The sequence below is a fragment of the Mycoplana azooxidifex genome, from assembly GCF_014196765.1.
GTDB lineage: Bacteria > Pseudomonadota > Alphaproteobacteria > Rhizobiales > Rhizobiaceae > Mycoplana > Mycoplana azooxidifex.
On record NZ_JACIEE010000009.1, the window covers coordinates 182,936 to 196,411 of the forward strand.

Consider the following 13,476-nt stretch of genomic DNA (forward strand, 5'->3'; position numbering starts at 1 on the left):
TTTTGATCGAGATGGCGCTAATTTAAGCATGTTAACTAGGAAATGCGCCTGCTGCGCGCAACATAAATACGCAACCGCAATCGAATTATACACCATCCCAAGGGGCGGCGGCGAAATCCGTCGCATCGGCAGGGCAGGGACCGGATCGCCGGGACCATCGCGTAGGGCCTCTGTTCACAAGAATATCCATTCAGATCAAGTGGTTGCTATCGATTGCGGAAAAAGCGATTCATGCAGTTCGAGCGATCTTGGAGAATGGTCCGGCTGCGGCCGTGTGCCGCAACCACGCATTGCCTCGCGACAGCCGGCATGCCAATCTGCCGCGACATGGCAGCAAGCAGGGGCAATCGATGGCGCATCGGTACATTCTGAAGTTCTGGGCGTCGCTTTCGGTTCTCGGTCTCCTACTCGGCGCGCTGTTCTTCGCCGGCTCGCTGACGCCGAGCCTCCTGCCGCGTACCTACCTGACGCAGGGCGTGCTCTCCGGGGTCTGCTTCGCCGTCGGCTACGGCATCGGCACGCTTGTGGCGCTCGTCTGGGCCTATCTGGAACTGCCGATGCCAGCCAACCGGCTTTGGCGCGGGGTGAAGCTTCTGGCCGCTGCCGCCTGCGTCGTCGTCGTGCTCGCGTCCCTCTGGCAGACGGCCGAATGGCAGAATTCGATCCGCACGCTGATGAAGCTCTCCCCGGTCGAGACCGGCCACCCGTTCAAGGTCGGGCTGATCGCGCTTGCCACCTTCATCGTCGTGATCGTCGTCGCCCGCCTGTTCGCGCTGGCCTGGCGGCTCATTTCGCGGGCGCTGTTGCGCGTGGCCCCCCGGCGTGTCGCCAGCCTGGTCGGAGGCCTGATCGCGCTGGTGCTGTTCTGGACGGCGGTGGAGGGTGTCCTCTTCCGCTCGGCGCTGCATGCGATGGACTCCTCCCTTCGCAGGCTCGACGAGCTTATCGAGCCGGACACGCCGCAGCCGACCGATCCGCAGCGCACGGGCAGCGCCGCGTCGCTGGTATCGTGGCCCGATCTCGGACGGCGCGGGCGCGAGTTCGTTGCCGGCATTACCCGGCCGGAAGAGATCTCGGCCCTGACCGGCCGGCCGGCGATGGAGCCGGTGCGGGTCTATGCGGGCCTGAGTTCCGGGGAGGACGCGGAGGAACGGGCGCATCTCGCCCTTCAGGAACTGATCCGCACCGGCGGGTTCTCGCGCAAGTACCTCGTCGTCATCGTTCCGACGGGGACGGGATGGATCGATCCGGAGGCGATGGGGCCGCTCGAATACCTGACCGACGGCGACGTCGCTTCCGTCGCGATCCAGTATTCCTACCTTTCGAGCTGGCTGTCGCTGCTGGTGGAGCCGAGCTACGGGTCCGATGCCGCCCGTGCGCTCTTCCGTCAGGTCTACGGCCACTGGACGAAGCTGCCGCGAGATGCCCGGCCGAAGCTCTATCTCTATGGCCTCAGCCTCGGCGCGCTGAGCTCGGAGCAGTCGACGGAGCTGTTCGAGGTGATCGGCGATCCCTACCAGGGCGCGCTCTGGGTCGGCCCTCCCTTCGAGAGCCGGATCTGGCGCCGCTTCACCGCCGGCCGCAACGAGGGAACGCCCGCCTGGCTGCCCCGCTTCGGCGACGGTTCCCATGTCCGCTTCACCAGCCAGAAGGATGCGCTCGGCGAGGCGACCGCGCCGTGGGGGCCGATGCGGATCGTCTACCTCCAGTATGCGAGCGATCCGGTGACGTTCTTCGACGAGGGCGCCTATCGCCGGACGCCGGCCTGGATGGTCGGCCCGCGCGGCCCGGACGTGTCGCAGCAATTGCGCTGGTATCCGCTGGTGACCTTCCTGCAGCTCGGGCTCGACATGGCGATGGCGACGACGACGCCGATGGGCTTCGGCCATGTCTATGCTGGCGAGCATCACGTCGATCCCTGGATCGCCGTGCTCGGGCTCGAGGGCCAGTGGACGCCGGAAGCGATCGGCAAGCTGAAGGAGACGTTCCGGGCGGACCGGGCGCAACCGTGACGGTGAGGCCGCGGCTCTTTTCGCAAGCGCACAAGAAGTTCGCAAGCGCGTAAAAACCAAACCTTAAACTTTACGATTTATCAATCTCTCGAAAATTGAGAGATCGAGCGATGCGTTGCGTTTTTGTCGTCGTCCTCACGATGATGCTTGTTGCCTGCGGAACCGTTCCGCGCCAGACCGACAATGCCTGCGCGGTTTTCGAGCAGCGCGACGGCCTGTTCGAGAACTGGGAGCGCTCCGCCCGCCGCGTCGAGCGCGAATACGGCGTGCCCGTCGCCGTGCTGATGGCCACGGTCTATGCCGAGTCCGGCTATCGCTACAATGCCAAGCCGCCACGCCGCAAATTGCTGGGTTTCATTCCGTGGAAGCGCGTCTCTTCGGCTTATGGTTATTCGCAGGCGCTCGACGGCACCTGGGCCAGCTACAAGAAGCAGACCGGGCGGTGGATGGCCAAGCGCAACGACTTCGGCGACGCCATCCGCTTCATCGGCTGGTACCATCACCAGAGCCACCTGAAGAACGGCATCGCGCTCAACGATGCCTACCGGCTCTACATCGCCTACCACGAGGGTCATGCCGGCTATAAGCGCGGCAGTTGGAGCGCGCCTGCCAAGGCGGGGGCGAACCGCGCCTCGAAGATGGCGGCGCGCTACTCCAGCCAGTTGCGCAACTGCAGCGGCTGGTAGGCGGGGCACCCCCGGCCCGCGGGCCGGTACGCATTTCCCCGCAGGCGCTGGCCACGGGCGCAAAGCATTGTATGCTGCGGCACCCGGCGTCGGTCATTCGGCGATCGCCAGGGGCTGCAACCGGTATAGGCATCCGACACCTCCGCCACCCGTCCCGGCGCGCCGGGCATGGCCCGTGCCGGTGCGCATCCGGTCGGGCGTCGCAGTTGCGTGCGGCCAACGTGGGGGCAAGGGGAGGGCGAGCAGGGCATCATGACACGCGCGCAGCAGGTCGGCGTCATCGTCGGGCTTGTCATCGTCACAGCGCTGACGCTGCTGCGGGCCAGCGATCCGCTGTTCTTCAGGCTGGCGCGGGAAACGGTGTTCGACGAGTACCAGAGACTTGCGCCGCGGCCGTTCGAGGACCTGCCGGTGCGGGTGGTCGACATCGACGAGGCGTCGCTGAAGGTGCTGGGGCAATGGCCGTGGCCGCGGGATCGGCTGGCGCGGCTGGTCGAGCGGCTCTCCGACATGGGGGTGGCGGCGGTCGCCTTCGACATCCTCTTTTCGGAGCCCGACCGCCTGTCGCCGCGCTCCGTCGTGCGCGAGGTCGAAGGTGTCTCGCCGGAGCTTCTGGGCCGGCTGCCGGACAACGACGCGCTCTTCGCGCGCACCTTCGAGGGCCGGCCGATCGTGCTCGGCTTCGGCATTTCCAACGACGGCAGTTTCATGCCGCAGGTCAAGGCCGGTTTCGCCTTCACCGGCGAGGCGCCGTTCGGCGCGCCGCCGCAGATCAGGGCGGCGACGCCGCTTCTGCCCGAGTTCGAGCAGCGCGCGGCCGGCATAGGTCACATCAGCCTCGACCCGGGCAACCCGTCTTCGGTGGTGCGCACGATGCCGCTGCTTCTCAGCGACGGCCAGCATCTGTACCCGAACCTGATGATGGAGGCGCTGCGCGTCGCACAGGGCGCGTCGACCTACGTGCTTGCCGACGCGCCCCGCCAGCCCGACACGATCATGATGGTGAAGGTCGGCGAATTCGTCATCCCGGTGACGGCCGCCGGCGAGATGTGGCTCTACGTCACCCCCGACCGGGCCGAGCGCTACGTGTCGGCGGCGAAGGTGCTCGCCGAGGAAGGCCCGCCCGACGAAGTGCGCGCGGCGCTGCAGGGCGCGATCGTCTTCGTCGGGACCTCGGCGGCGGGCCTGCAGGATATCCGCACGACGGCGCTCGGGCAGCACGTTCCGGGCGTGTCGATCCATGCCCAGGCGGCCGAGCAGGTCCTTTCGGGCCGGTTCCTGTCGCGGCCCGACTGGGCTGACGGGCTGGAGATCGTTTCGATCGCGCTTGCGGGGGTCCTGATCGTCCAGCTGACGATGGCCTTCAGTCCCGCCATCGCGCTCGCCTTCGGCCTTCTGGTCACGGTCGCCGCGCTGGGAGCCTCTTGGCTCGCCTTTCTCTATGCCGGGCTGCTTCTAGACCCGCTCGCCCCGATCGTCTGCGGCACGATCACGCATTTTGCGGCCACGGGCTTCCGGATCCTGGTCATCGACCGGGAGCGGCGGGAGGTTCGCCGGGCCTTCGGCAAGTATCTCTCGCCGGAGCTCCTCCATCGCGTCGAGCACACCCGCGACGCCCTGCAGCTCGGTGGCGACGAACGCCAGCTGACCGTGATGTTCGTCGACGTGCGCGACTTCACGGCCATCAGCGAACACCGCTCGCCCAAGGAGGTGGTGGCGTTTTTGAACATGCTGCTCGATGCGCTGAGCCGCGACGTCATCGCCCATGAGGGCATGCTCGACAAGTTCATCGGCGATTCCATCATGGCCTTCTGGAACGCGCCCGTCGATGTCGCCGACCATGGCGCAAAGGCGGTGCGCGCAGCCCTTGCCATGCGCCGGACGCTTGCGCGCCTCAACGCCGACGACGCCTTCGGCTTCGGCGGGCAGAAGGTCGCCATCGGCGTCGGCATCCATACCGGGCTCGCCTGCGTCGGCAACATGGGCGCGGAGGTGCATTTCAACTATTCGGCCGTGGGCGACACGGTCAACATCGCCGCCCGGATCGAAGCGGCCAGCAAGGAGGTCGGCTACGACGTCCTGATCTCGGACAGCACGGCGAGCGGCCTGTCCGGCATGGCGCTTCTGGAGGCCGGAGGACTGGCGCTGCGGGGACGGCGGTCGCGCACGCAGATCCTTGCGGTAGTGGGCGACGAACAGGTGGCGGCCAGCGGCGCCTTCACCGAACTGGCCGCGGTCCACGAGCGCCTCGTCGAGGCGCTGCGCACCCGGTCCAGCGCGGCCCGCGAGCTCGTTCGCCTGGCCAGGCAGAGGGCTGCGGCGATCGACGAGGCGCTGCCGGAATTCTATCGCCGCATGGCCCGCCGGGGCGAGCATTTCCAGCGCGAGCTGGAAAATCCGCCGGATGTGGCTGCAAAATAGAGCTGCGTTGCCAGCGCGCGAGTCTTGTGCGATTATACACGCATAAGGGGAGTTAACGCATGGCTTCGCAATTCCTAGACGAGATAGACGCTGCGGTACTTCGGTTGATCGAAAGGCGTCGAAAAGTCGTTCGAGAGATCGGAGACGATCTCGGCGCGCTCGAAGGGCTCGGCGCCATCCAGGGTGCATTTGCCGACCTGCGCCTGGCGCGCGATCAGGAGATGGCGCTGCAACATGTCGCGCCGTCGCCCAAGGCCAAGAGCAAGGCCGGCCAGACGAAATGAACGCGCGGTCGCGGGCGGTTCCGGCGGGAGGCCGAGGCGTAAACGCCCCGGCCGCCCTTGGTATGCCCCCTGGTATGCCGATCGCTGCCTGATGGGGCTGTTGCGCCCGGCGTCCGCAATTCCGATCGAAATTGCACCGGCGGCACAGTGGCCCTTCAGATGCCCTGGCCGCCGGAGACTTCGATCCGCTGGGCGTTGATCCAGCGGTTGTCCGGCGACAGCAGGCTCGCGATCATCGGGCCGATGTCGTCCGGCTGGCCGACGCGGCCGAGCGCGGTCATGTCGGCAAAGAGCCTGTTGAACTCCGGCGTGTCGCGGACCGCGCCGCCGAAGAAGTCGGTCTCGATCGCGCCCGGCGCCACCGTGTTGACCGCGATGCCGCGGGAGCCCAGTTCCTTGGCCATGTAGACGCTCAGCACCTCCACCGCGCCCTTCACGGCCGCATAGGCGCCCCATCCGGGCGCCGAGACCCGTGTGAGGCCCGAGGAGAGGTTGACGATACGGCCGCCGTCGGCGATCAGCGGCAGCAGCGCCTGCGTCAGGAAGAAGACGCCCTTGAAATGGACGTCGACGAGCCTGTCGAATTGCGCCTCGCTCGTCTGCTCGATCAGCGAGTAATCGCCGTGGCCGGCATTGTTGACGAGGTGATCGAAGCTGTCGCGGCGCCAGGTCTCGCGCAGCACCGACCGCAGCCGGTCGGCAAAGGATGCGAAGCCTGCGACCTTGCCGGTGTCGAGTTGCAAGGCGACCGCCTTGCGGCCCATGGCGCCGATCTCTTCTACGACGGCTTGCGCGTCTTCGGCGCGGCTCTGGTAGGTGAGGATGACATCTCCGCCGCCGCGGGCAATGCTCAGGGCGGTGTTTCGGCCGAGCCCGCGGCTGGCTCCGGTGACGATTGCGATCTTGATCATGGTCGATCTCCTGTCTTTCTGGAAATACTGATGGACGACCGAGTGATAGATGCCGAGGCGGGTGGGCGTCGTGCCGGAACCTCGACGTTCCTTGCCTGATTCTCCAAAAGAAGATGCGCGGCCGGCCTTATTCGGATAGGCTTGCCCCCATGACCGATACGCTGCTCGATGCCGTTCGCCGCTACGTGGAGACTCATGCCGATCCGGCCGGGCTGGCGCAGACGCCGATCCCCGGCCTGACGACCATCCGCTCGACAGCGCCCGGCGGGCTCGTCCACGCGATCTCGAAGCCGCTCGTCTGTCTCGTTCTCCAGGGGACCAAACAGGTCTCGATGGGGGCGGAGATGTTCACGTTCGGCGCGGGCGATTCCCTGCTGGTCACCGCGGACGTGCCGACCGTGAGCCAGATCACGCAGGCCAGCGCCGACCGGCCCTATCTCTCGCTTGTGCTGGATCTGGATCCGGCGGTCATCGCGGAACTGGCGGTGGAGATGGGGACCGTGCCTTCCGCCGACGCTGCGGCCGTGCGGCTCGAGGCGACCGACGCCGAGGTGACGGAGGCGGCCCTGCGGCTGATGCGGCTGCTCGATCGCCCGGAATCGGTACCCGTGCTGCATGCCCAGCGGGTGCGCGAGTTGCACTACTGGTTGCTGCTCGGGCGGCACGGGGCGGCCATTCGCCGCTTCGGCTGGCCGGAGGGGCATGCCCAGCGCGTCGCCCGCGCCGTCGCCGTGCTCAGGGAGCAGTATGCCCGGCCCCTGCGGGTGGACCGCCTCGCGGCGGTGGCGGGCATGAGCCCGTCGTCGTTCTACAGCCACTTCCGCGCGGTGACTTCGCTGTCACCGCTGCAGTTCCAGAAGCAGTTGCGCCTCATCGAGGCGCGGCGGCTGATGCAGGCGGAAGGCATGCCGGCAAGCGCTGCTGCCTTTGCGGTCGGCTACGAGAGCGTGTCGCAATTCACCCGCGAGTATGGCCGGATGTTCGGCCGGCCGCCGGCAAGGGACACCGAGGCGCTCAGACGCTGGGCCGTGGCCGCCGCGTGATCGGCTGGGACCTTGCGCTTGACCGATTGCCTGGGCCGTCACAGGGGCCGTCAACGGCATCCTTGTGATGGCGGCAGGCGCGAAGTTGCGGTCGTGAAGCACGGGGAGGTGCCTGAGAAACCGCCTCATAGATCACCCAGAAGATCGCCGCGCGCTCAGTCGAAATCCGGACGGTCGCGGCCGGGGCTGTCCCTGCCCGGCGTATCCGGGCCGCCCCCGTCGCGGTCCGGCCGATCGCGGTCGGGCCTGTCGCGGCCGGGCCGGTCGCGATCGGAGGTCTCGCGTGTCGGGCGGTCCCTGTCCGGCCTGTCCCTGTCGGGCCTGTCGAAGCCCGGCCTATCCCGGTCCGGCTTGACGCGGCCGGGCGTGTCGAAATCGGGCTTGTCCCTGCCGCGCGTTTCGCGATCCGGGCGATCCCAGCTCGGCCGTTCCACTTTCCTGCGTTTCTCGGGCGGCGGCGCCGGCTCGGGTCGGCGCGGTGGCCGCTCCAGCCGCTCCTGTCGCGGCTGCATCGATGCTTCGAGGCTGCAGGCACCGTCCTGGAAGCCGCCGGCGAGTTGCTGGTGGCCGGAGAGGAAGGGAAGGGCCCGCGCGTTGCCGAGCCGCCGCAGGACGCTGCGGTCGACGCGCCGGACGTCGGTCATGCCGCCGTTCGGCGTTGCGACCACGCAATCGCAGCGCCGAACCATTTGACGGCATCCGCCGGAGCCACAGAAGGAGGCGGAGCCGTTCAGCAGCACCATCGCCGTGGTGCCGTCGGCGGCGACATAGAAATCGAATGCGGTGCCGCGCACGCCGATCGTGCCGGCCGGCGTGACGATCTCGTAGGCGGTGCTCTTCGACCGGCCGCTGACCCAGCGAAACGTGCCCTTGGCGGTATTCAGCGTCAGCTTCTTCAGCGAATTGCCACCGTCGAAAACGAAGCGGTCGATCACCACCGAGGAGCCCCAGCCGACTGCGAGCTTGGTGCCGTCGCGAAAGACGAACTGGCCCAGGCCGGAGCGGGAGGTGCGAATGCGCTCGTCACGGTGGACGGGGTCGCGCGTCACCATTTCCTGGCCGTCGCCGGTGACGCTGGTGCGGATATGCGATGCCTGGCCGATGACTTCGGCGGCGGGTGCTGCGTGCGCGCAGCAAAGCATCGCCGATCCGGCGAGGGCGATCGCAACACGCTGCAACTTCGACATCCGCCCCTCCCGGTGCATCCGGACTGACCGAGCGTGGCAGAGATTATATCAGTGAGGTCTAATTGTCTCTCCGGCAATGGTGGTAGGGGGTAGTGGTCAGTTGTCCGGTGGTCGGGGCGGGCGTATCCTGCCAGTTATCTGCAGGATACGCCGGACCCGTCGCCCGTCGCCCCGTGGCATTCGTTGCCGTCCATGACGCCGCCGCTGCGGGCCGATGTCGGAAACCGACCGGCTGCTTCGTCCTGTGCGAGCCGCGCAACGGCGCGGCGGAAAGGGGCGCGCGGAGGCGTCGCCCGTTGGGAGGTATCAATGCCATATGTCGATGGTTTCCTGATTGCCGTTCCGAAACAGAAGCTGGACGACTACAAGGCGCTGGCGAGCCTCGCCGGGCCGATCTGGATAGAGCATGGCGCACTTTCCTATGTCGAGTGCGTCGGCGACGACGTGCCCTACGGCAAGCTCACGTCCTTTCCCCGTGCGGTCCATGCCAAGGACGACGAGGTGGTGATCTTCTCGTGGGTGACCTACGACAGCCGCGAGACGCGCGACTCCGTCGTCGGCAAGGTGATGGACGATCCGCGCCTTGCCGACGAACAATGGCAGGACATATTCGACGGCAAGCGCATGATCTATGGCGGCTTCCAGAGCTTCCTGAAGCTGTGAGCGTCGCCGTCCGTCCGGCCCTCTCGTGCGCATGCCGGGTGGGGGCCGGACGCAGGCTTTGAACCAAACTTTGACGTATAACGGGGAGGCAGGGTGCCACAGACGAAAATTTCCGTCCGGACGAAGGGCCAGGGGCTCTACGAGTTCACCGCGCAGGCGGCGACCTTCGTGCGCGAGAACCACACGGAGGAGGGGCTCCTGACGGTGTTCGTCCGCCACACCTCCTGCTCGATCCTCATCCAGGAGAATGCCGATCCCGACGTGCGCCACGACCTTGCCGCCTTCTTCCGCCGCCTGGTGCCGCCGTCCGATGACCCGTCCATGCGCTGGATTACCCATACGATGGAGGGGCCGGACGACATGCCCGCCCATATCAAGGCGGCGCTCAACCAGGTCTCGATCGGCATTCCCGTGACGGACGGGCGGCTCGTGCTCGGCACCTGGCAGGGGCTCTATCTGTTCGAACATCGCGACCGCCCGCACGAGCGCGAGATCGTCCTGCACCTGGGGCCGTGACGGCGCACCGGAACACAGCGCGCTCCTTGCGCATTTCTACTGGCAATCGTTGCAGGACAGACGGGAGGATCGACACATGCCGGATGGAGCAGCCATCGCAAGGGAATTTGTCGTGGCGCTGAATGCGCGCGACTACGCGGCGATCGCCGCCCTTGCGGACGAGGACGTCGCAATCTCGGGGATCGGCGGGAGCAGCGACATGGGACGCGACGCCCTGCGCGACCGGCTCGCGCGGCACTTCGCCGCTCTCGACGAGGCCTTCGGCGACGCGGTCGTCATGCAGGCCACGGGTGGATCGCCTGTGGCGATCCGTGTGACGGCGCGCGGCAAGGACGCTTCGGGCGCCGCCCGCTCGGCTGACAGGTTGTTCGTCCTCGAACTGGACGGCGGCAGGATCACGCGGCTGTCGATGTTTGCCGAGTCAGGCGCGTAGGACGTGTCACCTTGAACGAGGGCGAGAATGGCGCCCGCGGTGGTTGCCCGGCCGGCAACCAGGCGCCAAGACCATGAACCCGACGGGATGACACCGCGCCGGTTGCTGGCGAGAGTCGCGGCGCGAATGGCGTGGCCTGCAATCTCTGTCACGCATTGGGCGAGATGGAAACGCCGTTACCAGGAGATTGCAATCGCGCAGGGGAAAGGACTGGCGCATATGGCTGTTCCGCCATGGCCTATCGCTCGCTGGCCATTGCCGCCGCCGCCTAACCTGTTCGGCGCAGCGTGATTCCGCAGCGTCTCGTCCAAGGCGCGTGGCTGAACGACGGCTGAACGTGCAGTTCTGCAACCGTTCAGCGGCCCGGCGCTAGCCTGACTTCATTGAAACCCGCGGTCGTCCGACACGCTTTCGCAGTCGACGGCGCACTCGATGGAGCCCCTGATGTCGACGTTCTTCGGAAAATCCCTTGCCGTTGCCCTGCTTGCCCTTGCCGGCCTTTCCGCCGCCGCTCCCGCCGCTTCGGCCGGCGGCCTCGACGTCCGCATCGAGACGGTCGGCTACCGCGACGGCTACTACGGCCATCGTAGCGATCGTTACGATGGCCATGGTCGTTGGGGCGATCGCCATGGGCGTTGGGACGATCGCCGCGGGCGCGGACGCTGCGCGCCCTGGCTCGCCGTCGAGAAGGCGCGCGACCACGGCCTGCACCGCGCCCGCATCGCCGATGTCAGCCACCGCCGTGTCGTGGTCGAGGGCTGGCGACACCATCGCTACGCCCGCATGGCCTTCGCGAATGTGGCCCGCTGCCCGGCGATCTGGCGCTGAGGCAGGGGTGGGTGCCGGCCGAACAGCGCCATTGGCATCAACACCATAATATGAAAAGGCGGCGCCATCCGGCGCCGCCTCTGTTTGTTGACAAACTCGCTCCTGTCGGGATCTCCCATTCTTACGTCACCCCGGACTTGATCCGGGGGCCAGCCGCACCGGGTCTGCGGCGCAAGAGATTCTTTTTTGCGATCAATGACTTGAGCGCGCTAGATGCCGGATCTAGTCCGGCATGACGGCCCCTTTTGAGCCTGTTCGAAGAAATGGCCGGAACAAGGCGTTGTCAGCAGGCTCAGGCGCCAGTGGCGGCCGGCGGATGCCGGCCTGCCTCCTTGGCCTCTTCCGGCGATGCAGTCGATCTGTGATCAGTTCTTCAGGGCGAAGGTCATGGTGACCGTGACGGAGTAGCTGTTCTCGCCGGCTGCGACCGGCACCGCCTCGGGGGCGAAGTCCTTGGCCATCGCGGCGCGCATCATCGGCACGGGCTGCGGACGGAAGGAGGTCTCGGAGATCTCCAGCACCTTGCCGATATCGATGCCGGCGGCGGCCGTCAGTTCGCGCGCCCGGGCGATGCCGTCTTCCACGGCCTTCTTGCGCGCCTCGCTGATGGCGGCTTCTGGCTTGTCGTTGGTGAAGCGGATGCCGCCGCTCTGGTTGGCGCCGAGCGTCACAGTCTGGTCGAGAATGGCGCCGAGCCTGGCGAGGTCGCGAATGCGCACGGACAGCATGTTGGAGACCTGGAAACCGACCAGGACGGGCGGCTTGTTCTCGCCATTGTCGCCTTGCGGGAACTGGTATTGCGGGTTGATGACGAAGCCGGAGGTCTGCAGGTCGCGCTCGGCGATGCCGGCATCCTTCAGCGCCTTCATCACCTCGGCCATCGCCGCGTTGTTGGCGTCCAGCGCCTCGCGGGCGGTCTTGCCGTCCTTGAGGACGCCGAGATCGACGACCGCCATGTCGGGGGCGACGTCGGCGCGTCCTTCGCCCGTCACCGTGATCACGGGCTCGCGCGGCCGTGTCTCTTGCGCAAAGGCCGGCGCGGTTGCCGCAGCCGTGAGCGCCGCTGCCACTGTGGCTGCGGTCAGCGCACGCGAAAATCCTACTCGAAGCATAAGGGGTCTCCCATTGGTTGTCCTCGCACGTTTCATCCAGTGCGATTGTGTAAGCATTGCGGCGGCGCTTGTCGCGCGCGAATATTTCGTCTAGACGAAACTCCCCGGGGCCACCATTGACCCCGAGCCGCCCAGGCGGCAGGGCCTGTAGCTCAATGGTTAGAGCCGGCGGCTCATAACCGCTTGGTTGGGGGTTCGAGTCCCTCCGGGCCCACCAAAACACCTTATAAATCAATATGTTATATGGTGGTTAGCCAGCCGGGTTAGCCAAACGGTTAGCCACGCGGTTTTTTAGGCTGCAGGCCGCGAGTGAGTCGGGTCATGGCGTCCCTCGCAAGTCGCTGCTGTTCGGCCTCACGGCTGTACAGCTCGGCGTGCTCGATATTATCGTGACCGAGCGTCTCCATCAGCTGGCGGGTGGTCGAGCCGGTTTCGGCCAGCATCTTGCCAAGAGACTTGCGCAGGCCGTGCATCGTGCAGCCTTTCGGCATCTCGGCGCTCTTGGTCCAGTCGGCCATGCGACCTGTCAGCGACTTCTCGGAGAAGGGCTCGCCATAGGCGGTCATCAACACGAATTCGCCCTTGCGCTCCAGCGGCTGGACGATGTCGCGCAGCATCGGCGTCAGCGGCAGGACGAGCGTCTTGCCACCCTTCTTCTGCTCGATCGTCACCGTTCCCTTGCGGAAATCGAACCAGCTCCATTTGACGCGCGCCACATCGGAGCGGCGGTTGCCGAGCCACAGCGCGAGGCCATAGGCGGTGCGCGGCGTGGTGCCGGGTGGCCAGCGCGCCTCGAACTTCGCGCGTTCATCGTCTGTCCATGCGCGCCAGCCCTTGTATTCCGGCCGGTAGCTCAGCTTCCAGGTCGGGTCGGTTTCAATCCACTCCTCGTCGAGCGCGGCGTAGATCATCTTCCGGATGGCGACCAGCAGGTGCTTTGCCTTGTGAGGGGTGGCGGCGAAGCGAGCCAGGATGTCCTTGATGTGGCGGCGCTTGAGATCGCGCACCAGCATGTCGCCCCAGACGGCCGGATGATCGGCGACCAGGCGAAGCTTCAGGAACTCTTCGGCAAGGCGGGTGTTCTTTGCCTTCGTCGCTTCGTCGTGGCGCAGCCATTCCGGCGATGCGAGTACCTTCTTCCATGCGGCCTTGAACGACCCCGGCAGGGCGGAAGACGGGTGTGCTAGCACCTTGGCTGGGACATGCTTCCGACCTTCAACGGCCGCCGTGTAGGCGGCTTGGAACTCCGGTTCACCCGGCGTGCCGGGGAGGGACACCGTCTTGCCAGCGCGACGATAGCGCCAGCGACGACGACCGTGCCGGTCCAGGAATGACGAGAGGTAGGGGCGGGGCTCTTCCGGATCAAGCATGCGGGGACGA

Annotated in this window: 13 protein-coding genes and 1 tRNA gene; 9 read left to right on the forward strand and 5 right to left on the reverse strand. The window is 66.7% G+C overall.

Going from position 1 to position 13,476, the window contains the following annotated elements; translation table 11 throughout:
- Positions 1 to 350 precede the first annotated feature (350 nt).
- The 3 genes from GGQ64_RS21195 (at position 351) to GGQ64_RS21205 (ending at position 5,119) form a co-directional block, all read left to right on the forward strand.
- On the forward strand, positions 351 to 2,012 hold the full coding sequence (locus GGQ64_RS21195) for an alpha/beta hydrolase (protein WP_183807326.1): 1,662 nt from the start codon (positions 351 to 353) through the stop codon (positions 2,010 to 2,012).
- A 110-nt stretch (positions 2,013 to 2,122) separates the two neighbouring features.
- Positions 2,123 to 2,698 carry a transglycosylase SLT domain-containing protein gene (locus GGQ64_RS21200; protein ID WP_183807327.1) on the forward strand — a complete coding sequence of 192 codons (576 nt, stop codon included), beginning with the start codon at positions 2,123 to 2,125 and terminating at the stop codon, positions 2,696 to 2,698.
- Between the two features lie 252 nt (positions 2,699 to 2,950).
- Positions 2,951 to 5,119: a CHASE2 domain-containing protein gene (locus GGQ64_RS21205; protein ID WP_183807328.1), complete on the forward strand. Its 2,169-nt coding sequence runs from the start codon at positions 2,951 to 2,953 to the stop codon at positions 5,117 to 5,119.
- A 74-nt stretch (positions 5,120 to 5,193) separates the two neighbouring features.
- On the opposite strand, the gene GGQ64_RS21210 is transcribed toward GGQ64_RS21205, so the two are convergent.
- The gene (locus GGQ64_RS21210) at positions 5,194 to 5,355 is read right to left on the reverse strand and encodes a hypothetical protein (RefSeq protein WP_183807329.1); all 162 of its coding nucleotides are present in this window, start codon (positions 5,353 to 5,355) and stop codon (positions 5,194 to 5,196) included.
- Between the two features lie 203 nt (positions 5,356 to 5,558).
- Positions 5,559 to 6,314 carry an SDR family NAD(P)-dependent oxidoreductase gene (locus tag GGQ64_RS21215; protein WP_183807330.1) on the reverse strand — a complete coding sequence of 252 codons (756 nt, stop codon included), beginning with the start codon at positions 6,312 to 6,314 and terminating at the stop codon, positions 5,559 to 5,561.
- A 149-nt stretch (positions 6,315 to 6,463) separates the two neighbouring features.
- Here GGQ64_RS21215 and GGQ64_RS21220 point away from each other — a divergent pair, with 149 nt between their 5' ends.
- Positions 6,464 to 7,357: an AraC family transcriptional regulator gene (locus GGQ64_RS21220; protein ID WP_183807331.1), complete on the forward strand. Its 894-nt coding sequence runs from the start codon at positions 6,464 to 6,466 to the stop codon at positions 7,355 to 7,357.
- 155 nt (positions 7,358 to 7,512) lie between these two features.
- Here GGQ64_RS21220 and GGQ64_RS21225 read toward each other — a convergent pair whose 3' ends face one another.
- Positions 7,513 to 8,544: a FecR family protein gene (locus tag GGQ64_RS21225; protein ID WP_343059531.1), complete on the reverse strand. Its 1,032-nt coding sequence runs from the start codon at positions 8,542 to 8,544 to the stop codon at positions 7,513 to 7,515.
- Between the two features lie 309 nt (positions 8,545 to 8,853).
- Between GGQ64_RS21225 and GGQ64_RS21230 the strand changes: the two genes are divergently transcribed.
- From GGQ64_RS21230 to GGQ64_RS21245, 4 genes are all read left to right on the forward strand, one after another.
- Positions 8,854 to 9,207 (forward strand): DUF1428 domain-containing protein, encoded by a 354-nt coding sequence (locus GGQ64_RS21230; RefSeq protein ID WP_183807333.1) that lies wholly within the window; start codon positions 8,854 to 8,856, stop codon positions 9,205 to 9,207.
- A 93-nt stretch (positions 9,208 to 9,300) separates the two neighbouring features.
- On the forward strand, positions 9,301 to 9,723 hold the full coding sequence (locus GGQ64_RS21235; protein WP_183807334.1) for a secondary thiamine-phosphate synthase enzyme YjbQ: 423 nt from the start codon (positions 9,301 to 9,303) through the stop codon (positions 9,721 to 9,723).
- 76 nt (positions 9,724 to 9,799) lie between these two features.
- A complete protein-coding gene (locus tag GGQ64_RS21240; protein ID WP_183807335.1) occupies positions 9,800 to 10,156 on the forward strand; it encodes a nuclear transport factor 2 family protein in 357 nt (118 codons plus the stop codon).
- 444 nt (positions 10,157 to 10,600) lie between these two features.
- Positions 10,601 to 10,984 carry a hypothetical protein gene (locus tag GGQ64_RS21245; RefSeq protein WP_183807336.1) on the forward strand — a complete coding sequence of 128 codons (384 nt, stop codon included), beginning with the start codon at positions 10,601 to 10,603 and terminating at the stop codon, positions 10,982 to 10,984.
- A 365-nt stretch (positions 10,985 to 11,349) separates the two neighbouring features.
- On the opposite strand, the gene GGQ64_RS21250 is transcribed toward GGQ64_RS21245, so the two are convergent.
- The gene (locus GGQ64_RS21250; protein ID WP_183807337.1) at positions 11,350 to 12,096 is read right to left on the reverse strand and encodes an SIMPL domain-containing protein; all 747 of its coding nucleotides are present in this window, start codon (positions 12,094 to 12,096) and stop codon (positions 11,350 to 11,352) included.
- A 141-nt stretch (positions 12,097 to 12,237) separates the two neighbouring features.
- On the opposite strand from GGQ64_RS21250, the gene GGQ64_RS21255 reads away from it, so the two are divergent.
- Positions 12,238 to 12,313, forward strand: a tRNA-Ile gene (locus GGQ64_RS21255).
- Positions 12,314 to 12,371: 58 nt separating this feature from the next.
- Here GGQ64_RS21255 and GGQ64_RS21260 read toward each other — a convergent pair.
- Complete coding sequence (locus tag GGQ64_RS21260) at positions 12,372 to 13,466, reverse strand: tyrosine-type recombinase/integrase (protein WP_183807338.1); 1,095 nt, start codon at positions 13,464 to 13,466, stop codon at positions 12,372 to 12,374.
- Positions 13,467 to 13,476: the final 10 nt, after the last annotated feature.

Bases quoted from the DNA above. Each gene is read 5' to 3' on its own strand.
- GGQ64_RS21230 (WP_183807333.1), top strand. From the start codon at position 8,854: ATGCCATATGTCGATGGTTTCCTGATTGCCGTTCCGAAACAGAAGCTG.
- GGQ64_RS21225 (WP_343059531.1), bottom strand. From the start codon at position 8,544: ATGTCGAAGTTGCAGCGTGTTGCGATCGCCCTCGCCGGATCGGCGATG.
- GGQ64_RS21245 (WP_183807336.1), top strand. From the start codon at position 10,601: ATGTCGACGTTCTTCGGAAAATCCCTTGCCGTTGCCCTGCTTGCCCTT.
- GGQ64_RS21195 (WP_183807326.1), top strand. From the start codon at position 351: ATGGCGCATCGGTACATTCTGAAGTTCTGGGCGTCGCTTTCGGTTCTC.
- GGQ64_RS21250 (WP_183807337.1), bottom strand. From the start codon at position 12,096: ATGCTTCGAGTAGGATTTTCGCGTGCGCTGACCGCAGCCACAGTGGCA.
- GGQ64_RS21260 (WP_183807338.1), bottom strand. From the start codon at position 13,466: ATGCTTGATCCGGAAGAGCCCCGCCCCTACCTCTCGTCATTCCTGGAC.
- GGQ64_RS21200 (WP_183807327.1), top strand. From the start codon at position 2,123: ATGCGTTGCGTTTTTGTCGTCGTCCTCACGATGATGCTTGTTGCCTGC.
- GGQ64_RS21240 (WP_183807335.1), top strand. From the start codon at position 9,800: ATGCCGGATGGAGCAGCCATCGCAAGGGAATTTGTCGTGGCGCTGAAT.
- GGQ64_RS21215 (WP_183807330.1), bottom strand. From the start codon at position 6,314: ATGATCAAGATCGCAATCGTCACCGGAGCCAGCCGCGGGCTCGGCCGA.
- GGQ64_RS21220 (WP_183807331.1), top strand. From the start codon at position 6,464: ATGACCGATACGCTGCTCGATGCCGTTCGCCGCTACGTGGAGACTCAT.
- GGQ64_RS21210 (WP_183807329.1), bottom strand. From the start codon at position 5,355: ATGTTGCAGCGCCATCTCCTGATCGCGCGCCAGGCGCAGGTCGGCAAA.
- GGQ64_RS21205 (WP_183807328.1), top strand. From the start codon at position 2,951: ATGACACGCGCGCAGCAGGTCGGCGTCATCGTCGGGCTTGTCATCGTC.